This window comes from Paenibacillus sp. FSL E2-0201, assembly GCF_037963325.1.
Lineage (GTDB): Bacteria > Bacillota > Bacilli > Paenibacillales > Paenibacillaceae > Paenibacillus_AQ.
This window is the reverse complement of the sequence record NZ_CP150154.1, coordinates 6,483,423-6,509,059: the sequence shown is the minus strand read 5'-3', so window position 1 is coordinate 6,509,059 and position 25,637 is coordinate 6,483,423. Positions and strand designations below refer to the sequence as shown.

23 protein-coding genes are annotated in these 25,637 nt (G+C 46.6%); 17 read left to right on the top strand and 6 right to left on the bottom strand.

The features are described from left to right. Positions 1-88: 88 nt before the first annotated feature. Positions 89-1,192 (bottom strand): FUSC family protein, encoded by a 1,104-nt coding sequence (locus NSU15_RS29325; protein WP_081389926.1) that lies wholly within the window; start codon positions 1,190-1,192, stop codon positions 89-91. 302 nt (positions 1,193-1,494) lie between these two features. Between NSU15_RS29325 and NSU15_RS29320 the strand changes: the two genes are divergently transcribed. The 7 genes from NSU15_RS29320 to NSU15_RS29290 all read left to right on the top strand — a co-directional run bounded on the left by NSU15_RS29320 (position 1,495) and on the right by NSU15_RS29290 (position 8,747). Then, positions 1,495-2,604 carry an ABC transporter ATP-binding protein gene (locus NSU15_RS29320; protein WP_042132553.1) on the top strand — a complete coding sequence of 370 codons (1,110 nt, stop codon included), beginning with the start codon at positions 1,495-1,497 and terminating at the stop codon, positions 2,602-2,604. Next, positions 2,594-3,406 (top strand): ABC transporter permease, encoded by an 813-nt coding sequence (locus NSU15_RS29315; protein WP_076120198.1) that lies wholly within the window; start codon positions 2,594-2,596, stop codon positions 3,404-3,406. The genes NSU15_RS29320 and NSU15_RS29315 overlap by 11 nt, the downstream gene beginning before the upstream one ends. Continuing rightward, positions 3,396-4,229 (top strand): ABC transporter permease, encoded by an 834-nt coding sequence (locus NSU15_RS29310; protein WP_042131492.1) that lies wholly within the window; start codon positions 3,396-3,398, stop codon positions 4,227-4,229. The genes NSU15_RS29315 and NSU15_RS29310 overlap by 11 nt, the downstream gene beginning before the upstream one ends. Then, positions 4,226-5,299 (top strand): ABC transporter substrate-binding protein, encoded by a 1,074-nt coding sequence (locus NSU15_RS29305; RefSeq protein ID WP_042131490.1) that lies wholly within the window; start codon positions 4,226-4,228, stop codon positions 5,297-5,299. The genes NSU15_RS29310 and NSU15_RS29305 overlap by 4 nt, the downstream gene beginning before the upstream one ends. Positions 5,300-5,532: 233 nt before the next feature. Next, a complete protein-coding gene (locus NSU15_RS29300; RefSeq protein WP_076120199.1) occupies positions 5,533-6,207 on the top strand; it encodes a response regulator transcription factor in 675 nt (224 codons plus the stop codon). Continuing rightward, positions 6,204-7,571 carry a HAMP domain-containing sensor histidine kinase gene (locus tag NSU15_RS29295; protein WP_076120200.1) on the top strand — a complete coding sequence of 456 codons (1,368 nt, stop codon included), beginning with the start codon at positions 6,204-6,206 and terminating at the stop codon, positions 7,569-7,571. The genes NSU15_RS29300 and NSU15_RS29295 overlap by 4 nt, the downstream gene beginning before the upstream one ends. A 195-nt stretch (positions 7,572-7,766) precedes the next feature. Then, complete coding sequence (locus tag NSU15_RS29290; RefSeq protein WP_339288490.1) at positions 7,767-8,747, top strand: alpha/beta hydrolase; 981 nt, start codon at positions 7,767-7,769, stop codon at positions 8,745-8,747. Between the two features lie 60 nt (positions 8,748-8,807). Here NSU15_RS29290 and NSU15_RS29285 read toward each other — a convergent pair whose 3' ends face one another. The 3 genes from NSU15_RS29285 to NSU15_RS29275 form a co-directional block, all read right to left on the bottom strand. Next, the gene (locus tag NSU15_RS29285; protein ID WP_339288489.1) at positions 8,808-9,629 is read right to left on the bottom strand and encodes a class I SAM-dependent methyltransferase; all 822 of its coding nucleotides are present in this window, start codon (positions 9,627-9,629) and stop codon (positions 8,808-8,810) included. Between the two features lie 194 nt (positions 9,630-9,823). Further along, positions 9,824-10,675 (bottom strand): 1,4-dihydroxy-6-naphthoate synthase, encoded by an 852-nt coding sequence (locus NSU15_RS29280; RefSeq protein WP_076120203.1) that lies wholly within the window; start codon positions 10,673-10,675, stop codon positions 9,824-9,826. Further along, on the bottom strand, positions 10,675-11,337 hold the full coding sequence (locus NSU15_RS29275) for a futalosine hydrolase (protein WP_339288487.1): 663 nt from the start codon (positions 11,335-11,337) through the stop codon (positions 10,675-10,677). The genes NSU15_RS29280 and NSU15_RS29275 overlap by 1 nt, the downstream gene beginning before the upstream one ends. 286 nt (positions 11,338-11,623) lie before the next feature. On the opposite strand from NSU15_RS29275, the gene NSU15_RS29270 reads away from it, so the two are divergent. The 7 genes from NSU15_RS29270 to mprF all read left to right on the top strand — a co-directional run bounded on the left by NSU15_RS29270 (position 11,624) and on the right by mprF (position 19,006). Further along, positions 11,624-12,097 (top strand): MarR family transcriptional regulator, encoded by a 474-nt coding sequence (locus NSU15_RS29270; RefSeq protein WP_042131483.1) that lies wholly within the window; start codon positions 11,624-11,626, stop codon positions 12,095-12,097. Between the two features lie 141 nt (positions 12,098-12,238). Continuing rightward, complete coding sequence (locus NSU15_RS29265; protein WP_076120206.1) at positions 12,239-12,640, top strand: DoxX family protein; 402 nt, start codon at positions 12,239-12,241, stop codon at positions 12,638-12,640. Between the two features lie 17 nt (positions 12,641-12,657). Continuing rightward, the gene (locus tag NSU15_RS29260) at positions 12,658-13,608 is read left to right on the top strand and encodes a ring-cleaving dioxygenase (RefSeq protein WP_339288485.1); all 951 of its coding nucleotides are present in this window, start codon (positions 12,658-12,660) and stop codon (positions 13,606-13,608) included. Then, a complete protein-coding gene (locus NSU15_RS29255) occupies positions 13,605-14,225 on the top strand; it encodes an alpha/beta hydrolase (protein WP_339288483.1) in 621 nt (206 codons plus the stop codon). Before NSU15_RS29260 ends, NSU15_RS29255 begins: the two co-directional genes overlap by 4 nt. Before the next feature lie 154 nt (positions 14,226-14,379). Next, positions 14,380-15,612 (top strand): multidrug effflux MFS transporter, encoded by a 1,233-nt coding sequence (locus tag NSU15_RS29250; RefSeq protein WP_339288481.1) that lies wholly within the window; start codon positions 14,380-14,382, stop codon positions 15,610-15,612. Between the two features lie 111 nt (positions 15,613-15,723). Then, positions 15,724-16,074, top strand: coding sequence for a FlxA-like family protein (locus tag NSU15_RS29245; RefSeq protein ID WP_339288479.1), 351 nt, complete (start codon positions 15,724-15,726; stop codon positions 16,072-16,074). A 280-nt stretch (positions 16,075-16,354) separates the two neighbouring features. Further along, positions 16,355-19,006 carry a bifunctional lysylphosphatidylglycerol flippase/synthetase MprF gene (gene mprF, locus NSU15_RS29240; RefSeq protein ID WP_339288478.1) on the top strand — a complete coding sequence of 884 codons (2,652 nt, stop codon included), beginning with the start codon at positions 16,355-16,357 and terminating at the stop codon, positions 19,004-19,006. A 599-nt stretch (positions 19,007-19,605) separates the two neighbouring features. Here mprF and NSU15_RS29235 read toward each other — a convergent pair. After that, positions 19,606-21,078, bottom strand: coding sequence for an alpha-amylase (locus NSU15_RS29235; protein ID WP_339291510.1), 1,473 nt, complete (start codon positions 21,076-21,078; stop codon positions 19,606-19,608). A gap of 139 nt (positions 21,079-21,217) precedes the next feature. Further along, positions 21,218-22,810 carry a histidine kinase N-terminal 7TM domain-containing protein gene (locus NSU15_RS29230; protein ID WP_339288476.1) on the bottom strand — a complete coding sequence of 531 codons (1,593 nt, stop codon included), beginning with the start codon at positions 22,808-22,810 and terminating at the stop codon, positions 21,218-21,220. 282 nt (positions 22,811-23,092) lie between these two features. Here NSU15_RS29230 and NSU15_RS29225 point away from each other — a divergent pair, with 282 nt between their 5' ends. From NSU15_RS29225 to NSU15_RS29215, 3 genes are read left to right on the top strand one after another with little or no spacing between them, the layout of a single operon-like run. Next, positions 23,093-23,875, top strand: a complete 783-nt coding sequence (locus NSU15_RS29225; protein WP_339288475.1) for an ABC transporter ATP-binding protein — start codon at positions 23,093-23,095, stop codon at positions 23,873-23,875. 2 nt (positions 23,876-23,877) lie between these two features. Next, positions 23,878-24,690, top strand: a complete 813-nt coding sequence (locus NSU15_RS29220; RefSeq protein ID WP_339288473.1) for an ABC transporter permease — start codon at positions 23,878-23,880, stop codon at positions 24,688-24,690. Next, positions 24,690-25,607: an ABC transporter permease gene (locus NSU15_RS29215; protein WP_339288471.1), complete on the top strand. Its 918-nt coding sequence runs from the start codon at positions 24,690-24,692 to the stop codon at positions 25,605-25,607. The genes NSU15_RS29220 and NSU15_RS29215 overlap by 1 nt, the downstream gene beginning before the upstream one ends. The last annotated feature ends 30 nt before the right edge of the window (positions 25,608-25,637 follow it).

Sequence of the window (25,637 nt, the reverse complement as noted above, 5' to 3'; positions counted from 1 at the left end):
GTAAGCGTTTAAGCGAGAAATATAAGGATAAAGTATAGTGTATAACTTATACTTTCTTATATTTGAACAAAAGGGACACCCCCGAAGCTTATAGCTTCTGGGAGAGTCCCTTTTTAATAAAGCGTAAAGCGCGTGCGACTTCAACCGTTGAGGGCCGAGTGGCTACGACATAAGTAGCAGATTTAGCACGTTCTACTTCTTCCAGCACCCGGTTTAGGTGACTGAAGACTGCGCCAAGATCACGAATACTTGCTAGCGAACAATTCCCTTGCAGTTCAGAGAAACTAGCCAATTGCAGATCACGAGCGTGTTGGATACAATCCGCAAGAGAACGTTGGCACTCGGCATCCGATAAAGTTTTGGTTCCATAAAGAGCAATACAATCTGCGGTTGCCTCCAGCACATCCTTCATCCAGTCTGAAGAGGCATGATGCGCGGGCAGAAGACGAATATCGTCTGCAATCTCTTTGACATAGGAATGAATGCTTTTTAGATGTGAGGTAGCCTCTATGAGCCCCTTCAGTTTACCACGGCACTGATAATGTGTGAGGGTATAGAACATTTCTTTCTGTTCCCGGCTGCTATTTGACAGGAGTTTACCTGCTTCTTCCAGTAAATTATCTTTCGGAGAATCACGTCTTACGCCTACGAGATCTTTTAATGCATCCGCAAGCAGAAGACTTCCTTCGAATGCCAATGCTTTTACCTTGACGAACCTGTTCGGCGGCACGATAATCATATTGATGGCCAGGGCGATCAGCACACCAATAAATGTTTCCCCTATTCTCCAAAGCACGTAGTCATTCTGGTAAAAAGTAAGAGCTAGAACGGAAGTAACACCTACCTGTGAGACAGCTTGAATGTTCATCTTACAAGCAGTAGCGATACCAATCCCGATGAGTAGAATGAGCAGGATAGAAAGTCCACCTACATCAAAAAACTGGCCAACAACTAGGCTAACGATCCCGCCAAGAATAATGCCGAGCAGGCGGTAGATTCCTTTTTCAAGCGATGCTTTAACGCTGGCTTGAGTGATGAGGATAGCCGCAAGGGGTGCAAAATATAAATATTGGCTACCATATATGCTGTGTACGGCGACCCATGAAAGTGAAGCAGCCAGCGTAATTCGTATCATGTAAAGTGAGAAACCATATTTTTCAAGGCGGTCTTGTAACCCCTCGTTCATTATCATTCATCTTCTTTCGGAAAAAAATGAAAAAACTGTCTGGTCTTTCAGTACGTTTTCATTATAGCATCCAAAAAAAGCCTTGGAAGACTGGATATTTTACAAAGTTGTTAAGTTTACGCATTCCTTTAATATGTACGCTATCGTATATAATGGTACAATCTAATATGCTATATCTATTGGAGTGTCAAATGAAAGGAGGAATTGTCGCTTATTAGCGCTGAGCATGCCCATTCGATTGTTCTCCGCGAGATGCGGGTAAAATAGTATTGTAATACTTAAGGTAAGGGAGGTTGTTAGCTATAGCTATTCAGGAAGGCACCATTATTTCATTTGAAGAGGTTACCAAGCAATATGACGACGAAGATCCGGTGTTGAAAGGAGTTAGCTTCGAGATAGAGCGAGGCAAATTCTATACACTACTTGGTCCATCAGGCTGTGGTAAAACGACTATTCTACGATTGATTGCTGGGTTCGCAGAGCCAACAAGCGGTTCAATCTATTTAAACGGTAAAGTGATTAACCACATTCCAGCCAATGAGCGGCAGGTCAATACGGTCTTTCAGGATTACGCATTATTTCCACACCTGAACGTATTCGAGAATGTGGCTTTCGGACTGCGCATTAAGAAGCTTAAGAAAGACGTCATCGCGAAGAAGGTGCAGGAAGCACTAAGTTTCGTTAACCTTGTGGGCTACGAGCAGCGTGCCATTAACGAAATGTCTGGTGGTCAACGGCAGCGCGTGGCCATTGCCCGTGCGATTGTGAATGAGCCGCAGGTTCTATTGCTGGACGAGCCTCTATCTGCGCTCGATCTGAAGCTGCGTACAGAGATGCAGTACATACTGCGTGAAATGCAGCAACGGCTAGGCATTACCTTTATTTTCGTTACCCATGACCAGGAAGAGGCACTTGCGATGTCCGACTGGATTTTTGTCATGAACAAAGGGAAAATCGAGCAAAGCGGTACGCCTAACGATATCTATGATGAGCCGATCAACCGTTTTGTGGCTGATTTTATTGGCGAGTCCAACATTGTGCCGGGGGTTATGATTGAAGACTATCTGGTGGAGTTTAACGGTCGGCGCTTTGAATGTTTCGATGCCGGGCTTAAACCAAACGAAGCTGTGGAAATAGTTATTCGTCCCGAAGATTTGGAGATTTCAACACTGGAGCAGGGTAAACTACGTGTGCGAGTGGATTCCCAGTTGTTCCGGGGCGTGCACTATGAAATCAGCTGTTATGATGAATCCGGACATGAATGGCTTGTGCATTCTACACGTAAGGCGACTGTAGGCAGTGAAATTGGCCTTTATTTTGACCCTGAAGCGATTCATGTTATGCGTTTCGGTGAAACGGAGGAAGAATTCGACAAACGTCTGGAAGCTTACGCCGAGGTGGAGAGTCATGAAGAATAAGGGCAGATCGTATTATCTCATCCCTTATTACCTGTGGATCGCCTTGTTTGTAATCGCACCGGTGCTACTTGTCATCTATTATTCTCTATTTGATCTGGACGGGCATCTTACGCTAGATAACTACGTGAACTTTTTTACACCTGTGTATTTAAAAATGACGCTGACCTCATTCTGGTACGCGTTTCTAATTACAGCATTCTCTTTGCTGGTCGCCTATCCGGCGGCTTATCTGTTGACGAGAACGAAGCATAAGCAGCTATGGTTACTGCTGATTATTTTACCGACATGGATTAATTTGCTGCTGAAAACTTACGCTTTTATCGGCATATTCGGTACGTTCGGGCCGATTAACAATTTCTTTGATCTGCTGGGAATCGGAGAACAGCAAATTTTGTTTACGGGCTTTAGCTTTGTATTTGTATCCGTGTATATCTTTATCCCATTCATGATCCTGCCGATCTACAGTGCTTTGGAGGATCTCAATTTATCCTTGCTGGATGCGGCACGTGATTTGGGTGCTTCGGGCTGGACAACGTTCCGGCGCGTTATTTTTCCATTGACCATTTCGGGTGTACGTTCCGGATGTATGGCGGTATTCATACCAGCGCTGTCCCTGTTTATGATTACTCGTCTGATTGCAGGCAACAGGGTCATTACACTCGGTACTGCGATTGAGCAGCATTTTCTGGTCACACAGGACTGGGGCATGGGCTCCACGGTTGCAGTATTTCTGATTGCTATTATGGCGCTGTTCATGATTATTACAGGCGGATCGCGGAGAGGGGTGCGGAATGAGAAATAAAAACGGGTTCTCCAATCTGTACCTAGTGCTAGTGTTCGCTGTTCTGTATGCGCCAATCTTTTATTTGATGTACTATTCGTTCAACAGCGGGGGAACGATGCATAAATTCGAGGGCTTTACGCTGGATTATTATCGTGAGGTTCTTCAGGATACACGTTTGATTATTATCATGATCAACACGCTTGTAATCGCGCTTCTGTCCTCGGCTATCGCCACGCTTATCGCTATTATTGGTGCACTGGCCATTAAGAGTGTACAGAACCGCCGTGCTAAAAACACCTTGTTATCTCTGAACAACGTACTGATCGTTAGTCCGGATGTCATTATCGGTGCATCGTTCCTGATCCTGTTCACCATTGCTGGCATCAAGCTTGGCTTCGTGTCCGTCCTGCTCTCGCATGTCGCGTTCAGTGTGCCGATTGCCGTGTTGATGATTCTGCCGCATTTACAGGATATGAGTCCTTCATTGACGGATGCAGCGCGTGACCTTGGGGCAAGCCGCAAGGATGTTCTGACTAAGGTGATTCTGCCGATTATCAAACCGGGGATCTTTAGTGGATTCTTCATGGCGCTTACGTATTCACTAGATGACTTTGCAGTTACGTTCTTCGTAACGGGTAACGGTTATTCGACGCTATCTGTTGAGATTTATTCCAGAGCTCGGCAAGGGGTATCGTTATCCATTAATGCTTTGTCGACGCTGATCTTCCTGTTCACGATACTACTTGTTGTCGGTTATTACTTCTTGACTCTTAAGAAGAACCGTCAGAATACCTCGGAAGCTGTGGCGGAGCCGGTAGCGGAAGCGGGGGTGCCTAGATGAAACAGCTGGTAAATGCTTTTCTGGCGATCGTGATCACGGCATTTGCGCTAATGTACTTGGGCTCCTGGATGAACTCGAGAGAGGGCTATTCCGGAGGAAATACGCTGACTATCTATAACTGGGGCGACTATGTCGATCCTGATCTGTTGAAGGAATTTGAAAAAGAGACTGGATTAACGGTCATTTACCAAACCTTTGACTCTAATGAGGCCATGCTAACGAAAGTGGAGCAGGGTGGAACTACTTTTGATGTCGTAATTCCTTCTGATTACGCCATTGCTAAGATGAAAGAAGAAAATCTGCTCATACCGCTAGATCATAACAAGATTCCGAATCTAAAGAATATTGATTCACGTTTTATGGACCTTTCTTTCGATCCTGGCAACAAGTATTCCGTACCTTATTTCTGGGGAACGGTCGGGATTATCTTCAACCCGGACATGACCCAAGGGATGGACTTCACCAGCTGGGATTCTCTCTGGGACAGCAGACTGAAGAACAATATTTTCTTGGTCGATGGAGCGCGTGAAGTGATGGGGATGGCTTTGAACAGCTTGCACTATTCCGTAAATGACCGGGATGAAGGGCATCTTCAAGAGGCGCTGACCAAGCTGAATAAACTGTCCCCTAACGTAAAAGCAATTGTCGGAGATGAAATCAAAATGCTGCTTGCAAATGAAGAAGCAGCGGTCGGGATTGTGTGGTCCGGTGATGCTTCTGAGATCATGGACGAGAATGATAAGCTGGATTATGTAGTGCCTGAGGAAGGCTCGAACAAGTGGTTTGATAACATGGTCATTCCACGAACTGCGGATAATGTGGATGGAGCGCATAAGTTCATTAACTTTATGCTTCGCCCAGATGTTGCGGCTAAGAATGCAGAATACGTAGGTTATTCCACACCTAACATTCCTGCGCTGGAGCTACTGCCGAAGGAAACCTCCGAGGATACCCGGTTCTACCCGCCTGCCGAGATTACGGATCGGCTTGAGGTGTATGATAACCTTGGGAAACGGATGCTTGCTCATTATAATGAGCTCTTCCTGAAGTTTAAGATGAATAAGAAGTAAGTCGTTTGGAGGTAAAGTCAAACGACTCCAAGAGCGTCTACATGCGGATTCCCGTGTTAGACGCTCTTTTTTTGAAGCTTAAGAAGGATAAGTTTCACGCTATATATTATCCTTATATTTTTCGCAGAAACAATCAACGTCCTGAAAGAATGCCGAGGGCAAGGCGCTCCTTCTTGGCCGGAAGAATATTGTAGTATAATGGCTAGGATGGATAACAGGAAAAGAGGGTACGAATGCCTACTATACTAGTTGCTGACGACGATGCGAACATTCGCGAACTTGTCTGTTTATTTCTACGTAACGACGGATTCGATACAGCTGAAGCTGCAGACGGCAAGGAAGCGCTAGCCGTTTATGGCTCTAAGCATATTGATCTTGTTGTACTCGATATTATGATGCCGATTATGGATGGTTGGACGCTCTGCAAGGAGCTCCGAAGAGCCGATCCTGATCTTCCCTTACTTATGCTCACTGCGAGGGGGGAGACCTGGGAAAAGGTGAAGGGCTTCGAACTGGGGACAGACGATTATTTGACGAAGCCATTCGATCCACTGGAGTTGACGGTTCGTGTTAGATCCTTACTGAAGCGATACAAGATTGGTTCCACACAGACGATCCAGTTCGGCGATGTCATCCTTGATCGGCAGACCTATAAGGTGATGAGAGGAACTGAGTCACTGACGTTGCCACTCAAGGAGTTCGAATTGTTGTATAAGCTCGCTGGAACGCCCGGGCAAGTCTATACGCGCGAGCAGTTAATTGATCAGATTTGGGGGATTGATTACGCTGGGGATGATCGAACGATAGACGTACATATTAAACGGCTGCGCGAACGGTTTGCGACTACACCTGATTTTCGAATCGAGACCGTGCGGGGACTTGGGTATCGGCTTGAGGTTTACGAATGATCAAATCGTTATATACACGTGTTGTTCTGACCTTTCTGGTCTCCGTGATCGGAGGCACATTGATTTCTCTATTTGTGACAACCTGGGTATTTCAAGATAAATTAAACGAAAACCTGCGAATTCCCTTACTTCGCTTTGGTCAGGACATCGCCCGGATATACGAAACCTTACCATCACGTGAAGCGGATGCTCTTATAAGTGGAATGAAGCAGCTTGATTCCTACCATATTCGAATTTACGATGAGAACGGCCAGTTCCAGTCTTACGGAGTGCTTAATGGAGAGAGCCCTGTTACCGTGACTAGGGAGCAACTAAAGAAAGTATTGGGTGGTGAAGCTGTTCAAGTTAAACCGAGTATAGGTTCTTCCAACCTCTTAGGACTACCTTTGAAAACTGAAATGGGAACGAAGGCGATGTTTGTGGAGCCGCTTGTGCCTCCTACTTTGTCTTCTACGAGGAATCTGCTATTTAATTTTTTGGCGTATTCATTAATAACGGGAAGCGTATTGATATTGGTCGCTTCTATGTTCTTAGTGAGACCGATCAAAAGGCTTACAAAGGCAACTAGGCGTATAGCAACTGGGGATTTCAATGTCGAATTAAATATTAAGCAGATGGGTGAGCTAGGTACCTTGGCTAATAGCTTCGAGGAAATGATGCACGATCTGCAGCATCTTGAGCAAATGCGCAGGGAGTTCGTAACGAATGTGTCGCATGAGGTTCAGTCTCCGCTTACCTCGATATCTGGTTATGCTATTGCGCTCAAGAAAGTAGCACTCACAGAGGATGAACGAAATCGTTATCTCGACATTATAATTGCCGAAGCGGAGCGGATGTCCAAGATGAGCGATAGTCTGTTAAAGCTGAGTCTGCTTGAATCGCAATCGCAACAACTGCGGCTTATCACGTTCAGTCTTGATGAACAGATCAGACGGGTAATTGTGGCGATACAGCCTCAATGGTCGGCACGCAACATTAGCTTTGAACTTGATTTGAAACCGGTAATTGTATGGGCTGACCATGACCTGTTAAGTCAGGTGTGGACGAATCTCCTTGGCAATAGCATCAAATTCTCCAAAGATGACAGTGTGATAACCGTCAGTATCACCCAAGAGTTAAACAACGTGACCGTCCGAATATCCGACACTGGTATTGGCATTTCTCCTGAGGACCAAGAGCGCATATTTGAACGATTCTTCAAGGCAGATCGTTCCCATAGTCGCAAGTATGGCGGTAGCGGTATGGGACTGGCGATTGTCAAACAGATCGTCTCGCTTCATCAAGGTGACATTCGAGTGGAAAGCGAACCTGGAAACGGAACGACTTTCATCGTGACTTTACCTATCACAACACCGACAGCTTAAATTTGATTGCAAGGGCTATTCTTCATGCTCCGGCGTTACATGCAAACCTCCTTGCATGTGATGCCGGAGTTTTTTTCACCTGTTCATATTCCGTTCATGTTGTCGTCATTAGGAGTACATCTTCTTTGGTTAAGCTCTCATTAGCGCAAACGTTAGGGCGACTTTAGAAACAGATTAGAACAGGAGAAGATGAGGGTGACACAAACAGAGGTAATAAAAACGGGGAACGGAAAGAAGAAGCATAAAGTACGTAACCTGCTGCTAAAAATATTAGGAGCAATAGTGATTTTGATCGTGCTTTTTCTAGCCGTTGTTTATACAGTTAATGTGATTAGCAACAAAACAGATCAGAAAAAAATACATCAATATGGTCAATTAGTTCCTGTTGACGGAAAAAGTATGAATGTTTTGATCCAAGGACAAGGGGAGCAGACTATTGTGCTTATCCCGGGCTTTGGGACTGGAGCGCCAGCACTTGATTTTAAGCCGTTGATTGATGAGTTATCACCATTTTACAAAGTAGTGGCGGTTGAACCGTTTGGGTATGGACTCAGCGATGAAACTAAAAAAGAACGAACCACAGAGAATATCGTAAGTGAAGTTCATGAAGCCGTACAGAATCTAAACATTGACCAATATATTCTAATGGGTCACTCCATTGGAGGTATTTACGGATTGGAATATGCGAAGAAATATCCAAACGAAGTGAGTGCATTTGTAGGGGTTGATAGTAGTGTTCCTGAACAAGGCGGTATGGATGTTAAATTCCCGATAAAAAAATTAAAGCTGCTCAAAGACTTAGGTATCATTAGATTGGGATTGCAATTAAGCGGTGACCCTTATGATGGACTTCCATTTGATGATGAGACCAAAAAACAAATGAAATTGATATCGCTCAAAAATATGAATAATTCCACTACCTTAAATGAAATGGAACATATATATCCTAACTTTGTCGCAGCCAGAGGGTTGAAATTCGACAAGAATCTTCCCATTATATTCTTTATACAAGCGAATAATACAACCGTGAAAGATTGGATTCCTCTGCATGAAGGGCAAGTTAAGGAATCTGTGCATGGAAAAGTGATGACATTCGAAGGCGGACATTATTTACACCATTCCAGATCTAAGGAAATCGTTGAGAACCTAAATTTGTTCATGGAAGAAGTCAAATAAAATAAGAAAACGCTCCGTCCTAAGGGGAGAATCGGGGCGTTTTTGCGTTATGGGTAGAGATTATTTGATGCCGATTCTCATTCGGTAGCTGATCAGAACCTCTAAGGTGCGTCCTTGGAAATGATCTTCGACGGCAGCGCTGAAATCAGCAATGTCTTGATCGAGTAAGGCAGCGTCTTGCTTCAGCACGGTTCGTATTCCACCTTGGCTTAGAGCGAGTCCTACATAGCGCTCTGAATCGCAGGACTCTAGATTATGAAATACGATTTCTCTAGCAAAAGAGAATGCGCCACTAGCCTGAATCTGTGACAAATGCCCTTCTTTGTCCCATTTGTAAGCTCTCTCTGCATCAGGTAAGAGTGAGGCGAGCAGTTCCTCTGATTTGGAGATTAGTTGGTTGTAACGTTCTTCTACTTTCTGATGAAGGGGGAGAGGCCAGTCGCAATCGTAGGCTGCGAAGACGCCACCCGTTCTTAAGACCCGGGATATTTCTCGAAGTGTACTTTGAGGATCCATCCAGTGGAATGACTGTGAGCAGGTCACAATGTCTACGCTGTCCGCTGCAAGTGGAAGCTGGTTAGAATAACCTTGTACAAATGTGATGGATTGGGGATCTTCTATTTGGCTTAATTTATCGATTGCTTTTCCTAGCATATCTCGATTTGGTTCAATGCCGATGATGTTGTCCGCGACACCCTTCCACAGAAAAGTAGATAAGCCCGTACCACAGCCTATATCTGCGATGAGTGAAGGTGAGGTGCCTAAGTAATCGGTCAGCAGTTTGATAATCATGGCAGGAGCTTCGGGGCGGTAGCGGTCATAGTCATCTTGAAAGCCTAGGAATCGGTCGATATTCTGCTTGCTATTGTTTTCAGGTATCATGTGATCCTCCTTCATAGAACCTATTTATAGGTCTATTGTATAGCCATTGCTCCAACATGCCAAATAATGGTCACCAGGCAATCGCAGATAATGCTACTTAGAATAAACAAAATCCCCGGAGGACACCTTATGGGTGTAATCGGGGATCTAGGTAATATTTAATTTTATAGTACGCTAAGAACGTCTAGTACATGCTACCGAAGTAATGCAGGATCGATCGCAGGGACAAGTCCTTCTGCTGCAGCGCGATTTAGTAAGGCGGAAATTGCAGCGTAACCGTCATCGCCTAGGTTCATCGAGAAGTCGTTCACATAGAGATCAATATGAGATTTGGCCACTTCTGGAGCCAGCTCTTGAGCATGACTAAGCACATAGTCTCTAGAATCGGTAGGATGATCCCACGCATATTGAAGAGAGCTGCGAATCCAGCCAGTAATGGCATCGGCATCCAGATCGCGGCGAGCAATGATCGCACCCAGTGGAATTGGCAATCCGGTATCGCTTTCCCACCAGCTGCCAAGGTCAGTCAGCATATTAAGACCATAAGACGCGTAAGTAAAGCGGGCTTCGTGAATCACCAGCCCGGCATCGATATGTCCATCGCGAACGGCAGGCATGATCTCATCGAAAGGCATGACAATGATTTCGCCAATGCCTCCCGTCACATGCTGTGCTGCCCATAATCTGAAGAGTAAATATGCTGTAGAGCGTTCGCTAGGCACTGCAATCCGGCGCCCGGCCAGCTTCTCGGGACGTTTGATCGCTGTTGGGCCACTTGCTGTAAGAAGCAGCGGGCCGCAACCACGACCCAGTGCACCGCCGCATGGCAGCAGTTTGTAGCGATCAAGAACCCAAGGTAGAGCGGCATAGGAGATTTTAAGGACCTCAGGTCCTTCTCCGTTAGCAGCGAGTGTGTTAGTAATATCAATGTCGGCATAGGTTACATTAAGTTGTGGTGCATCCGGGACAAGCCCGTGTGCCCAGGCATGAAATACAAAGGTATCGTTAGGGCAAGGGGAAAAAGCGATATTAAGCTCAGTTGTCATTACAGCACCTCCAGTAGTATAGCGGCTGCCGCCGTTAATGCTTCCATTGCATCGCCGATCTTCCAAGCAGCCCGGTCGCGGGGACCGACCGGGTTCGAAATAGCGCGGAGCTCCAGTACCGGGAGCCCCAGCGCCTCAGCGGCCACGGCAACTCCGTGGCCTTCCATCGCCTCCGCGACGGCACCGGGATGCCGCGCGATGAGAGCGGCGGCCGTCTCCGCGGTGCCGGTCGCCGTTGAGACCGTAAGCACGGTCCCCGTGCTTACGGTCAGTCCGGCCGCTGTCAGCGCGGCCGAAACCGCCTGCACCGTGCCGCGGTCAGCCGGCACGGACACGCTGCCGAAGCCGAGCTCGGCAGCGCTGCGGAAGCCCTCCGGCGTCTCGGCCCCGAGGTCGGCGGCAATCATCTCGCTGGCAACGACCAGCGAGCCAAAAGGTGCCACCCCGGGGAACCCGCCGCCGATCCCAGCGCTGATTACGCAGCCGTAAGACCCGGCTGCGAGTGCCGCGGCGGTTCCCGCCGCCGCTGCTGCCGTACCTGCGCCGGCAGCAATCACATGGAACCTGTCGCTGCCTTGCAGGCCGCGCAGGACCGCGTCACGCTCTGCGGCTACGGCTGTTACGATCAGCACGCGCCGCGTTCCAGCTTGTTGCTCCACCATCAGGCTGCCTCCTTTAAGGGTTGTGAAATCGCTTCCTAAATAGTCATTCGTAAAGACAAGAATACGCCGTTTTAGGGGTCAGGTCAAACTTAGAGTGATTTTCATCACGTTCGTAAAAGATCGCAAATAAAACATAAGCAGTTCGTTAGGCCGCTTAGTTAATCTTTTTTAGCGGCGAGGTTGACAAAGATAGTGTGAAGAAGTATAGTTATCTTAACTTAAAGATATTTAATGTAAAGACATTTACATTGTATTGAACAACAAGGCTGTCCGAGTGGAGGTGGAAATGATGAGTAGTACCGAAGAGAACGTACGTAATGCAGAGAATACTACGGAGATGGATCAGGCGTCTTCTTTAAAGTTATTTGTTGTATTATCTAAGGCTTATAGAAGCTTGATGGATCAAGCTGTGAAGGATATGAAGAGTTATGGGCTGGCATCTGCCGAGTTCATGGTGCTTGAGGTGCTGTATCACCGGACCCGTATTCCACTGCAACAGATCGGGGAGAAAATTCTCGTTACGAGTGGAAGCATCACCTATAATATCGATAAGCTGGAGAAGAAAGGTCTGCTGAAACGTGTGCCGTGTAGCGAGGACAGACGCGTGACCTATGCGGAGATTACGGATGCAGGGCGTGAGCTGTTCGATCAGATTTTTCCGCGTCATGTGGCTTCGATTCATGATTTGATGCGTGGACTGGATAAGGATGAGAAGGGGCAGGCTATCGAATTACTGAAGAAGCTAGGCAAAGGTGTATAGGAGCGCTGAAATAGCGTAATTAAGGGCACATCTATAAGGTCGGAAGCAGTTCGCTGCTTCTTACCGCTGAAAGACAAAAATTTTTATCATATATCTTAATGTTAAGATAATTAAATCGAAGAAAATTGGAGTGGATTAACAATGATAAGTGTAGGAATATTATTGATGAGATTAGTGATCGGGATTGCATTCATAGGACATGGTGCACAAAAGTTATTTGGATGGTTTGGGGGATACGGCCCGAAGGGTACAGGTGGGTGGATGGAGTCCATCGGCATTAAACCGGGGGTTACTATGGCAGTACTGGCAGGAATAATGGAGCTGGCAGGCGGATTCATGTTCGCGGCTGGTCTTCTGACACCTGTTGCAGCAGTGTTGATTGTTGCAACTATGCTGGGGGCTATCATTAAGGTTCATGCTCCAAATGGCTTCTGGTCTACTTCGAACGGAATTGAGTTTCCGCTTACGGTACTGGTAGTTGCTGCAGGTATAGCACTTACAGGACCAGGTTCGATTTCTCTGGATGCATTGATTTTTAACTAAGAAGGGGGTTTATTATTATGACACTTCAAACTGCAGGAATCCATCATATTACCGCTTTTGTTGGAGATGCTCAGCGTAATGTTGACTTCTACGCAGGCATTCTGGGACTACGGCTTGTGAAGAAGACGATTAATTTTGACGCTCCGGAAGTCTATCATTTATATTTTGGAAATGAGGCAGGTGCTCCGGGAACGATTATTACTTTTTTCCCTTCACCTGTAGGGCGTAAAGGAAGAATCGGCAGTGGTCAGGTTGGTGTAACGACTTACGCGGTACCGGTGGGCTCTCTGGCATTCTGGGAACAGCGTCTTGCCGCATATCAAATTTCAGTTACCCTTAAAAATAGAATCTCGGAATCTTATCTATCCTTTGCTGATTATGACGGTTTGCGCATTGAACTGGTGGAACGTGAGGAAGGGCCGCTTAGTAAATGGTCTTTCGGTGGGGTTCCTACCGAGCATGCGATCAAAGGGTTTGGAGGCGCTGTACTCTATAGCAACGATCCGCTACAAACTGCAGAAACGCTTGTCCATACGATGGGAATGGAGCATATCGCTGATGGAGATGGATACAGTCGTTATAGAACTACTGGCAATTTGGGTAATATTATTGATCTAAAGACAACGCCGGTTCCGCAAGGAGCAGGAGGTACTGGTACCGTTCACCATATCGCTTGGCGTGCACAAGATGATGCTGAGCAGCTGGAATGGGCGCATCATGTACAGAGTCATGGACATCATCCGACACCGGTTCAAGACCGCCAATACTTTAATGCGATCTATTTCCGCGAAAGAGGTGGAATCCTCTTCGAGATTGCTACGGACCCTCCGGGCTTTGCCCGTGATGAAGCCGCAGATGCGCTGGGTGAGAAGCTGATGCTGCCATCTTGGTATGAACCGCATCGTGCAGTCATCGAAGAAAATTTAAGTCCTATTCAAATAAGAGAAATTGAGGTGAAGCAGGGATGATTCATGTATTCCATAAAGGTAAAGATGTAACGAAACCCACGCTTGTATTATTCCATGGTACTGGAGGCAATGAGCAAGACTTGTTGCCGCTCGCCGGGTTACTATCTCCCGAGTCATCAGTGTTGGGCATCAGAGGGAATGTACTGGAGAACGGAATGCCGAGGTTCTTCCGACGGCTGGCTGAAGGGGTATTCGATGAGGCAGATCTAATCTTCCGTACGCATGAGCTCAAGCAGTTTCTGGATGATGCCGCCGCACAGTACGGATTCGATGCTGACAATCTGGTAGCCGTGGGTTACTCTAACGGTGCGAACATTGCGGGTAGCTTGCTGTTTCATTATAAGGATATTTTCCGCGCTGCCATTCTACTGCATCCAATGGTGCCGCTCCGCAATATTACACTTCCTTCGTTGGAAGGCGTGTCTATCTTCATTGGAGCAGGCACGAATGATCCACTCATTGCTTCTTCGGAGACTGAGGATTTGGAGATTATTTTGCAGAAGGCAGGCGCAGAGGTTACAACACATTGGGGTAATCAAGGTCATCGTCTGAGTGTTGCTGAGGCTGAAGCCGCCAGAGATTGGTTGCAGATGCGCAGTACATCCACAAATGCATAAAACGATCAGAATAACCGCCGAATGGCGGTTATTCTTGTTATACAGCCACCTATAACCCTCCATAAAAGGATTGATCAATTCACTTCCTTTACGTTAGTATGAGGAATACAAAAAAAGGCCCAAGGGTTGCTGTAGAAAGGTTGAAATAAGAATCATGATTGGAATTCAAAAGGGTAATAAGCTTACCGCTGATGGACCGTCAAGGAAGCAGAGATTGCAGCTCGCTGTGATTCTTGGCTCCATTACAACGATCGGCCCGCTGTCGATTGATATGTATTTGCCGGCACTGCCTACGCTTGTCGCGGATTTCGGTACGACTGCTGCTTTAGTGCAGCTTAGTCTGACCTTTTTTTTGTTGGGACTAGCTTCGGGTCAGTTGGTAGCCGGACCGCTGAGTGATGTATATGGCCGCCGCCGTCCGCTGCTTATAGGGATGTTCATTTATGCCGTTTCCTCAGTATTATGTGCCTTTAGTCCTTCGATCGGACTGCTGATCGGTTTGCGGTTTATTCAAGGTCTTGCTGGCTCAGTAGGTGTGGTTGTCTCCAGAGCGGCTGTTCGTGATTTATATAGTGGCTCTGAGCTCACGAAGTTCTTCTCGCTATTGATGATTGTGAATGGTCTCGGACCGATATTAGCTCCGGTTATTGGGGGGCAGCTGTTAAGAGTGACCACATGGCAAGGGATATTCCTCGTATTATTTGCTGCCGGAATTATTATTTGTTTAACGATTTTATTGCGATTGCCGGAGACACTGCCGAAGGAGCGACGCTCTAAGAGCGGACTGAAGGGTACGCTGCTTACTTTCCGAGTATTGCTGGGCAACCGTAAGTTTATGGGTTATGCCTTGTCTCAAGGTTTTGTAACGGCATCTATGTTCGCTTATATTTCAGGTTCTTCTTTTGTATTGCAAAATATTTTTGCGGTTACTCCGCAGGTATATAGTCTGATTTTTGCTATGAATGGTCTCGGGATTATTATTACGGGTCAAATTGCCGGCAGACTTGCTGGTAAGGTAAGTGAGACTAAGCTGCTGCTTAGTGGACTATTGCTCTGTACGATGGGAGGTATCTTGCTGCTGCTGACGATTCTAGTAGGAGGAGGATTAATCCCAATTCTGATCTGTCTATTTGCAGTTGTCTCCAGTGTGGGGATTGTCGGAGCGACCAGCTTCTCATTGGCGATGCAAGATCAAGGCGAAACTGCAGGCAGTGCCTCGGCGTTAATCGGTTTGATTCCTCTACTGTTAGGTAGCTGTGTAGCGCCACTTGTCGGTCTTGGGGGAGTTGAGTCAGCACTTCCGATGGCCATAGTGATAGCATGTACTGGAGTTCTCTCCATTTTGTCTTATCTGCTGCTTGTTAGACGGGGAAAAGCCAGCACCTAGCAGTCTATCATTGTAACCTAGCAAGTAGTACTTTCAGCAAACTTTCAGCGGGTCTTAACGTTCCTTATCTGCAAAAGGATTATATTGGAGGTAAGGAAGGGAGGGATGACCATGAGTATATCAGCAGTTTCAGGTTCCGCATCGTATACCACCTCGACATCAAGCACTACAGATACCAGTGCGCTTGAGAAACAAAAAGCGAAGCTGGAAGCTGAACTAGACAAGATTGATGCCAGCTCGGACGATGAAAAGACCAAAGAAACGAAGACGAAGCAAATTGAGCAACAGATCAAAACCATCGAGGCACAAATTTCACAAAAGTCTCAGAGCAGCGCTTCCACCGCAGGTAGTGGAGTAGAGGCACCTGCCAAACCAGCGAACAATGCGCTTGCTGCAGCAAGTCCGCAAGAGATCGCTACCGCAACAACGGATAGTAAAGGCAGATTTGATATTCGAGTGTAAACGCTAGTTAGACCTGTGTTACATAACAGAGAGGGCATCCTTTGCCGTGAGGGATGTCCTTTTTGTTATGTATTTTTATGTGTAAACTACAGTTTCAATGCCCTTTAGCGGTATAGAATTCCAATAACAATCTTTAACTATTGCAGGGATTGGGGCTGTACTGGGAGTCTAATTGAATAGGTGTTGATTATCATGGGTTTTTTATTCCAATAATTGTTATAATGAAATGGTTGAAAATTTGTCTAGCACAACGTGTGTCAGCGGTAAAGGCAGGTGCCTCATGCATTCAAAACAACAGACATTAGAAAGATTTAAAATTGTAAGGCTGTTCTTATCCATATACCGGATACGGGCGGTGAGAGCTCTCTTTCCAGTGGCTATCATAGCGCTGGTGTATTGGGAGGGACAGCATGAGCTGAAGCAGGTTCATTTAGGACTTATCATGCGTGAATTAAGAAGAGTACCTACGTCCGCTGTCTTGCAAATGATCGGATTCGCACTTCTCGCAGTAGCTGTCATGAGTGCCTATGATTATTTGATTCGGGCACATTTCCGTTTAAAAGTAGGGCTCTGGGACACCTTCCGTTATGGCTGGATTGCTAATACGTTTAATAATTTGATTGGTTTTGCGGGTCTGGCTGGAGTAGGTTTACGGACGTTGATGTATAAAAAAAGCGGTGTGCCAACTTCCGTCCTAACGCCGGCAATCGTATTTCTTTCACCGCTAATGATAACCGGGTTATCTTTACTTTCTTGGGCAAATATCTTTGGCCTGCTGCCGGCAACGGCATTGCTCGAAGAGCATCATTGGTTAGTATTTGCGGTATGGGGTATGGCGCTTTATTTGCCGTTTTTCGTGTTTGTACAGCGCTCGTCGCTTTATGCAAAGTGGATTAACCGGGGAAAGGGCAGAACGCCATGGCTTACAGTTGTTGCCTCTGTGGGTGCTTCCTTTCTAGAATGGAGTTTTGCCGGGGTAACCTTTTGGACAATCAGTAGCCATCTCTTGCAAGATGTGCATTTTCCAGTCATATTCGGCATCTTTACAATAGCGGCTATTGCGGGCATCTTGAGTATGGCACCTGGCGGTATCGGTGCTTTTGACCTTATCGCATTGCTGGGTCTTACGCAGCTTGGATTCAAAAGTGATCAGGCTATGGCAGTGCTTGTCGTTTTTAGATTGTTCTATTATCTCATTCCGTGGTTGATCGGATTGGTGCTTGCTGCATTGGAGTTTGGTTTGCAAGGAAAAAAGGGACAAGATCGTTCAGCCCCCGGGTTTGAACCCTCTCTTAACATATGGCAAAAGATATGGGGTTGGCCAGGGCAGTATACTTTTCTGAGCGATCTTGGTGTGTGGGCTCTAGGCAAGCTTGTACTAGCTAGCGGGCTTATTCTCTTACTATCAACAGCTACACCTGGATTGTTGTATAGGCTGAAGATTACAGAGGAAATATTATCATTCCCGATCATGCAGCTTTCACATCATTTATCTGTACTTATTGGTTTTATGCTCATTTTGTTGTCGCGAGGCATTACATTAAGGGTCCGTAGCGCATACATTTGGACCAGTGCTCTACTATTTTCTGGGTCTATATTTGCGGTAGCTAAAGGCTTTGATTATGAAGAGGCGCTGTTTCTGCTTCTCGTTGCACTCATTCTGTGGATCTCCAGATCCCGGTTCTACCGGATTAGTGCTCCCGTTAGCAGACAGAGTACGATCTGGTGGCTTGCGCTTACTTCGGTAATTGCCCTAAGCTACTATCTATTGGGAAGCCATGTACATCGTGGCTTTCTGAAGCATCTCCCACCCGGTGTGCAGCCAGAGTGGCTGCAACGTCATAGTGATGTTGCATTTACGGCTGTAGGGGGACTAGCTTTCTCTTGGATCATTCTTACTTTACTGATCACTCTCAGACCTCACCGTAAGCCAGAGGAGCTATTCGGAAACTTTGATATGGCAAGGCTAGAACGTTTTCTAGGGGAGTTTCAAGGCAATACCTTAACTCATATGTTGTTTTTGGGTGATAAAAGCTTCTTCTGGGCGCAAGACGGAAAAGTGTTGCTCGCTTTCGCCAGAGTTAGGGATAAACTTGTCGTCCTTGGTGATCCACTGGGTAATAGAGGCCTCATTAATGAGGCGATCAGTGAATTTAGGCAAGCTGCGGATAAATACGGTCTGGTAGTAGTTTTTTATCAGGCTACACCTGAATTTTTATCGATCTATCATGAGCAGGGATATCACTTTTTCAAGCTGGGGGAAGAGGCGTTGGTAACGCTCGATACCTTCACGCTCAGTGGCAAGAAGAACAGTGATCTGCGTAGCGTATGCAACCGGTTTGAACGGGAAGGATATACCTTTGGAGTTGCAGAGGCACCGCACAATGAAGATCTATTTAAAGAGCTGAGATCCGTTTCAGATGAATGGCTGAATGGGCGTACCGAAAAAGGGTATTCGCTGGGCTGGTTTAACAAGCCCTATCTACAGCTGGCTCCGATCGCGCTGCTGCGGAATGCCAAAGGGACGATACTGGCATTTGCTTCTATTGCATATGGGTATGATCAGGGCATGACCCTATCGATTGATCTGATGCGCCATCGAAAGAATGTGCCGAACGGAACGATGGATTACTTATTTGTCCGTTTACTAGAATGGGCGAAATCTAAGGGATATCATCGATTTAATCTAGGTAATGCGCCTCTGTCCAGTGTAGGCGAGAATGCTGGGGCCTTGAAAGAAGAGAAGCTGGCTCATCTCGTATTTAAAAGAGGGGGGCATTGGTACGGCTTTGTCGGACTTCGCCGATACAAAGAAAAGTTCAGTCCGGAGTGGGAACCGCGTTACCTGGCTTATCCGGCTTCCATTGCGTTGCCGATCTTGACGCTGGATCTGGTGAGATTAGTATCCCGCCATCCAAAGGCGGAGGAATAGAGGGAGACGAGGGTGAAGTCTCTGTGTACATTGAAGCCACTAAAGAAGAGGAGGGCGTCTCAAAGTAGTTTTAGCTACTTGGGGACGGCCCTTTTTCGTGTTGAAGGTTAATTGAAGTTTCAAATGATGGTTTGAGTGAAACACCAATTCAATAATTAGGGAATTTCTCCCTGAAATTCTTAGATTACTGGTCATTAGATTTACAATTAGGGAAAATATACCTAAAATTCATCTGATTTGGTGGAATTTCAAGCAATCACCCTAATTTTCAGGGAGGAATTCCCTAATTTCGTTAATTATAAGCGAATATCGAATATTATCAGGGAGCTTTTCCCTAATTAGTGGCTAAACCCACTCCGCTCACCGCAAAAACGCCTACTGCACATCCCCGCGGTCATTTTACGTCCCCGCAGCTCATTTCCAACGCACTTTCCTGCTCCATATCCTCATCATCGTCTGCCATCATCACCCAATCTGAAAAGGGTTAATGGCTAAGTGAGATCCTTACTTGGACTATTCCATAAAATAGATGAGGCTGCCCCGTAAGCAGCATTCACTACTTTCGAGAGCAGCCTCATCTATTTTGAGCAGCACAACCTTTATTTTTCGTCGACTTCTGCATCAGGCAGGGCCCAGACAGATACGCTGCCACCGTTGACTGGGAAGGTCGCCCAGCCCTCTTTTTCAATCGTTATAGTCGCCTTGTGATTATGAGTAAAGTCTACCCATGCTTCACCGGCGCGTTGTTCCCCTACGAACATTCTCTTCTGACCGTTCTCACCGTTACTGATCACAACCGCACATCCAGAGTGTTCAATCTCCTTCACGCCGAGGCGGGTCCAACCAATCGTGTTCGGGTGATCGAAGTAATCCTTCTGTTCACCGTAAGCCTTGTGGTAGCGGGTATATAGTAGTGGATCAATCGCCGCTTTTTTGCCTGCCACAGGTGTAGGTCCCTCGATCCCATAATAATCTCCATAAAAGACCACAGGATATCCATCGCGTCGCAGCAGGATAAGCGCATAAGCACTTTGCTTGAACCAATCATCTACCCACGATTCAAGAGCCTCATGGGGCTGAGAATCATGATTGTCCACGAACGTTACGGCATTGGTAGGATGGGTCTGCACCAGTGTGTCGTCGAGGATTTTGGTTAAATCAAAGTTTCTACCCCCCAAGGAAGCTGAATGCAGCTTGTAGTGAAGGGAGACATCGAAGAGGTCGATCTTATAGTCGACGGTATTTAGAAATTGCCGGCAGGATTCTAAATCCGAATTCCAGAATTCACCCACGATATAGAAATCCTTCTCACATTTATTAAACATTTCGACCGCGAATTCTTTCACAAACTCATGATTGATATGCTTGATGGCATCTAAACGAAAGCCGCTGCAGTGGAGCGTGTCCACCAGCCATTTTCCCCATTGGATCATTTCTTTTTTGACTTCTGGATGACTGTAATCAATATTTGCGAACATTAGATAATCGTAGTTGCCGAACTCGTCGTCAACATTCTGGTTCCATGTTTTATTCTCGCCTACGATACGGAATACACCTGTTCGCCCCGATTTGGCGTCAAAGTCAGTGCCGTTAAAATGATTGTGATTCCATTTAAAGGAAGAGTGTTCATCACCGCGGCCGGGGAAGGTGAATTTAGTCCAGCCTTCTATCTCGAAAGGCTTGGAGATTTCTTTCATCCGGTCATTAGGGTCGACCTCGATCACCTGGAAGACTTCCTTTTCGTCCGCTCCTGCCTTGTGATTCATGACCAAATCAACGTACACGGAAATCCCATTTTTTTGACATTCTGAAATGGCTTCAATTAGGGCTTGTTTGGTGCCATATTTGGTGCGTACCGTGCCTTTTTGGTCATATTCGCCCAGATCGTATAGATCATACACGCCATAGCCTGTATCGTCGGCGGAGACGGTCTTTGTCACAGGAGGTACCCAAACAGAATCAATGCCCACGGCTTTTAGTGCGGAAGCTGTTTCTTTCAGGCGATCCCAGTGTTTCCCATCCGCAGCAACATGCCATTCAAAAAATTGCATCATTGTATGGTTCCTCATTATTTCTTGCGCCTCCATATCCATAAAGCGAATTTTTTCTTCACTCTGATTAGATTTTCAGATAACTCTTATTAAACTTAAAAACAGACTATGAAAAATAAGGCAGGCTGATGAATGCGGTGGGGAGGTACAAAGATGCGATTTATATAGGCTTAAAAAGTGTAATTTCTGATCTCTGGGAAAGGTGGACGGCGTTACGCCCGTTTCGTTTGGCACTGTACAGGGCATGGTCAGCCTCTGACAGCAGCTCTTCCAGAGTATCTTCTGGGCTTAAGGCCTCTACGACTCCGAAACTGGCGGTCACATGAATAGGGCCGATCATGGTATGTAATGTACTATGCTCGATATCCGCACGGATGGTATCACAGAGCAATGCGGCTTGCTTTAAGAATGTGCCCGGAAGACAGATCACAAATTCCTCACCGCCATAACGGCCGAAGATGTCACCTTCCCGCAGATGTCTGCTGCATACCTCAACAATGTGCTGAAGGGCTTGATCTCCATATTGATGTCCGAATCGATCATTAATACTTTTGAAGAAGTCCACATCCAGCAGAATAATTGATAATGAACTCCGATCGCTTGCGGACTGAATTAGAAGCCCTCGGCTCAGCTCCAAAAAATAGGTACGGTTATAAATCCCCGTAAGACTGTCCATCGTTGCCAATTGTCGCAGCTTATCTTGAAGCAGTATTCGTTCAGTTACGTCAATCAGCATGATCATTTGTCCTGCTAAGTATCCCCCTTGTTTCTGTACGGGAGAGGATCGAATTTGATAGTAACAAATCTCGTCTCCTTTGTTCCAAGCCACTTCCCGTTCTTCGCGTAGCAGCGGCTCTGCATCCATAACATAGGACAAGGCGTCTTTACCTGCATTGAGAAACAGTTGTGCCAGCGGTTTGCCAATCGCCGAGGAATTAAGTCCTTCTATCATATCCGCGGCTGCGCGATTGTAATCGACGAGCATGTCCGAACGATCGGTGACAAGCACCCCGTCTCGCATACTTTCGAACAAATTCTCACGAGCGATAGGTGCGGCTGTTAACATGCCTCTTGATAGGATGGCCCAGATATATAGGGTAGAGGTAACACTCATAATGATCGGAACGGGATCCATGCCGTAAGGAGTCAGGCCCATCAAATATAAAAAAGAGCCTAACGTTGGGAGGCTTAGTCCAATTAGAATGGTAACGATTTGTCTGCGGTATACCCGTTTCATCCGATTCCACTGCCATAACATGAGGCAGATGGCTGCCAGTAGACAGCCAAAGGTAAAGCTGCCGTGAACGATATACCAAGGACCCATTACTACATCAACGAGTGGGGAGGGGGTGTTGTCTCGCAAATAAATGGACTTATAGAAGAGATGGTGATAATCATTGGTCCACACCATCAGTGTTGTGATGAACGGTATGATGTACAGCGCTGCTCGCATGCCCTTTTTAAATAGACTTTCCAGTCCCACGAAATGCATTACCATGATAAGGCTCGCCGGCGCTATAAAAGGCATCCCCAGATACTCTACCTTAATCCAAAAGCTCATTTCCTCCAGTGTTTTTCCCGACAGCTCTAGCGCGAAGCCGAAGGTATAAATTGCGGAAGTGCAGGAGCTTATAACAAAGGCTCTGATTCCTAAGAAATCAGTTTTCTTATAATAGGCGAAAAGGGCTAGTAAGACACTCAGAACACCTGATATAGCCACAATAACAATATAATTCGAAATTACAGATCCCATGGGTCTATTGTCTCCTACTGAGGAAAGATATGGATAAATATTACCACATATCTACAAATATTTAAAAATCACTTTAATGCAAAACTTTAAAAAATGTCCCCTAGACAAAATGACGTAATTTAGCGGGAGCTATTTTACTAATTGTCTAGTGTGAGTCCATTGAACAGCGTGTAACATGTTAGTTAATACTACGTGAGAGAAGATTTAGACTCAAAAATCTCTGTTATGAGTAAGGTTAATTAACATTCAGTGCATAGCTTATTTTGATAAGGGGGGCTGGGGATGTCATTGCTCGCGACAAATATTCCTGAGATTCAGCTGGAAAATGTTGAAATGCGTTATAGGACGGAAGCTGCGGAAGTGCTTGCGCTGCATCAGGTGAGTCTTGATATTGCAAAGGGGGAATTCGTCTCACTGCTCGGACCTTCCGGATGCGGTAAAACAACGCTTTTAAGACTGATGGCCGATCTGATCGCGCCAACAGGTGGGAATATTGTAGTAGCTGGGAAAAGCGCTAGAGAAGCAAGGTTGGCGCAGAAATATGGGATTGTTTTTCAAAGTCCTGTGCTATATGACTGGCGGAAGGTGAAGCATAACATCACATTGCCGCTGGAGTTGATGGGAGTCAAAAAGTCGATCCGTGAGGAGAAGGCGTTAGAGCTTCTTGACCTAGTGGGCTTACAGAGCTTCGCAGATAAATACCCTTGGCAGCTTAGTGGGGGGATGCAGCAACGTGTAGCGATTGCCAGAGCCCTATCGATGGAGCCGGAAATTCTGCTTATGGATGAACCGTTCTCTGCACTGGATGAGTTTACACGTGAGCGTCTGAACGAAGAGCTGTTATCCGTCTGGAGCAAGGTGCAGAACACAATTGTCTTCGTAACCCATAGTATTCCTGAATCGATATTCCTCTCTGATCGGGTGTTCGTTCTGTCCCCACATCCGGGTCGCTTGTCCGCCGTGGTTGATATTCCCCTGCCGCGTCCGCGTACAGCGGAAATGAGAAACAGCCCCGAATTTTTCGAACTGATCGCGCGTATTCGCGACAGCTTCGAAGGGGTGTAGGGATGAAAGGGGGCAGTATCTTTGTACGAGGTCGCCTGCTGCCGTTGTTTGTCTGGATATTTGGTTTGCTGCTGGTCTGGGAAGGAACATCATGGATGTTGCTCCATGTGGTGGAGACGCCGCTAGCTCAGTCCAAGTTGCCTTACGTTCATGAGGTGCTGTCCACGCTATGGAAGTATAGTGGCACACTTCTGAAGGAGGGGGCTGCCACCTTTGGAAATGCGGGTGTTGGCTTCCTGATAGGTGCGGTGGCTGGTGCCTCGCTGGCAGTTCTGATGAGCTTATCGAAGACGATAGAGCAGTTAACATTTCCTTACGCTATCGCCTCGCAGATGATTCCGATTCTGGGGTTGGCACCAATCATATATGGGATTGTGAGAGATGAGCAGACTTCGCGGATTATTATCTCGGGTTATATTACATTCTTTCCGGTGGCTCTTAATATGCTGCGTGGCTTGCGAAGTGTAGACCCTTCCGCGCTGGAATTAATGCATTCTTATGCTGCGAAGCCTTGGGCTGTGTACTGGAAGCTAAAATTTCCAGCAGCTTTGCCTGGGTTGTTCGGAGGACTCAAGATTGCTGCTCCACTTGCTGTTACGGGTGCGATTCTTGTGGAGCTTATGGGTGCTCAGCATGGCATTGGCGTGATTATGCTACGTAATCTCTATTATGGAAGCTCTCATACCTACATGTTCTGGTCTACGGTGATTGTAGGCGCCATGCTTGGAATCGTGAGCTACTGGTTGATCAGTCTGATCGAGCGTTTGGTGGCGCCGTGGCAACCTGAATTTCGACCGAAAGGGGGGGACCGCTAATGGAAACGGGCTCCGTTCGGGAGGCTTCATTTATTGGCTCTACTAGTACAGAGATAACCCAGCCGGCATTAACGGCTACACAGAAAAATGCTGCGACAAGCTCGCACCCTATGGTGGTTGCGAAACATAAAGGCGGTTCTCGTGGGCTAAAGAAGGCGTTTAGTGCAGGGGTGCTACTGCCTGTATTGGCGGGTGTGTTGTTTCTTGGGCTATGGGAGTTTGAATTTTTCCATAAGATCTTTGATTTGAAAAAATATCAGCTGCCGCTACCCACAGCAATTGCCGAGACGATGAAGGATAATTTCAGCTTGTTGTTGTCCTATACCGGATACACCCTTGCTGAGGCTGTGCTGGGAATGTTGGTTGGTTCGGCTATCGGTTTCTTGATTGCTTTAGCAGCTACAGCTTGGCCGCGTTGGGGTAGTGGAAGCTTAACGCTAGTTGCTGCACTGAACGCTGTGCCTATCGTCGCCCTCGCGCCCATTATGAATCTTTGGTTCGGAGATGGGATTGGTTCAAGAATTGCCATTGTTACGGCAACGACGATGGCTGCGATGGCAATTAACGCCTATAAGGGCATGGCTGCGATTGATCCGCTGGCGCTGGATCTGATGCATTCCTATGCGGCTGGTAAACCTGCAGTGTTCCGTTATCTGCGGATTCAGAACAGTCTACCTTATGTATTTACGGCGCTGAAGATCAACGCAACGGCTAGTATGATTGGGGCGATTGTTGGAGAATTCTTTTTCTCCTCCAAAGGGCTTGGGTATTTGCTCTCCAATTCCATTAAAGTCGCCAAAATGCCGCTGGGCTGGTCGTGTATCGTTCTGGCCGCAATTGCCGGCGTGCTTTTCTATTTAGTGGTTGAGCGGCTTGAGAAAGTGTTCATTAAGTGGCATCCTTCGCAACGTAAATGAGCTCTATAACATCATTACATCCAGTCCTAG

Bases quoted from the DNA above. Each gene is read 5' to 3' on its own strand.
- NSU15_RS29220 (WP_339288473.1), top strand. From the start codon at position 23,878: ATGAAAGGGGGCAGTATCTTTGTACGAGGTCGCCTGCTGCCGTTGTTT.
- NSU15_RS29315 (WP_076120198.1), top strand. From the start codon at position 2,594: ATGAAGAATAAGGGCAGATCGTATTATCTCATCCCTTATTACCTGTGG.
- NSU15_RS29310 (WP_042131492.1), top strand. From the start codon at position 3,396: ATGAGAAATAAAAACGGGTTCTCCAATCTGTACCTAGTGCTAGTGTTC.
- NSU15_RS29295 (WP_076120200.1), top strand. From the start codon at position 6,204: ATGATCAAATCGTTATATACACGTGTTGTTCTGACCTTTCTGGTCTCC.
- NSU15_RS29280 (WP_076120203.1), bottom strand. From the start codon at position 10,675: ATGACAACTGAGCTTAATATCGCTTTTTCCCCTTGCCCTAACGATACC.
- NSU15_RS29285 (WP_339288489.1), bottom strand. From the start codon at position 9,629: ATGATACCTGAAAACAATAGCAAGCAGAATATCGACCGATTCCTAGGC.
- NSU15_RS29265 (WP_076120206.1), top strand. From the start codon at position 12,239: ATGATAAGTGTAGGAATATTATTGATGAGATTAGTGATCGGGATTGCA.
- NSU15_RS29230 (WP_339288476.1), bottom strand. From the start codon at position 22,810: ATGGGATCTGTAATTTCGAATTATATTGTTATTGTGGCTATATCAGGT.
- NSU15_RS29245 (WP_339288479.1), top strand. From the start codon at position 15,724: ATGAGTATATCAGCAGTTTCAGGTTCCGCATCGTATACCACCTCGACA.
- NSU15_RS29225 (WP_339288475.1), top strand. From the start codon at position 23,093: ATGTCATTGCTCGCGACAAATATTCCTGAGATTCAGCTGGAAAATGTT.
- NSU15_RS29215 (WP_339288471.1), top strand. From the start codon at position 24,690: ATGGAAACGGGCTCCGTTCGGGAGGCTTCATTTATTGGCTCTACTAGT.
- mprF (WP_339288478.1), top strand. From the start codon at position 16,355: ATGCATTCAAAACAACAGACATTAGAAAGATTTAAAATTGTAAGGCTG.
- NSU15_RS29275 (WP_339288487.1), bottom strand. From the start codon at position 11,337: ATGGTGGAGCAACAAGCTGGAACGCGGCGCGTGCTGATCGTAACAGCC.
- NSU15_RS29270 (WP_042131483.1), top strand. From the start codon at position 11,624: ATGATGAGTAGTACCGAAGAGAACGTACGTAATGCAGAGAATACTACG.
- NSU15_RS29325 (WP_081389926.1), bottom strand. From the start codon at position 1,192: ATGATAATGAACGAGGGGTTACAAGACCGCCTTGAAAAATATGGTTTC.
- NSU15_RS29300 (WP_076120199.1), top strand. From the start codon at position 5,533: ATGCCTACTATACTAGTTGCTGACGACGATGCGAACATTCGCGAACTT.
- NSU15_RS29255 (WP_339288483.1), top strand. From the start codon at position 13,605: ATGATTCATGTATTCCATAAAGGTAAAGATGTAACGAAACCCACGCTT.
- NSU15_RS29305 (WP_042131490.1), top strand. From the start codon at position 4,226: ATGAAACAGCTGGTAAATGCTTTTCTGGCGATCGTGATCACGGCATTT.
- NSU15_RS29260 (WP_339288485.1), top strand. From the start codon at position 12,658: ATGACACTTCAAACTGCAGGAATCCATCATATTACCGCTTTTGTTGGA.
- NSU15_RS29250 (WP_339288481.1), top strand. From the start codon at position 14,380: ATGATTGGAATTCAAAAGGGTAATAAGCTTACCGCTGATGGACCGTCA.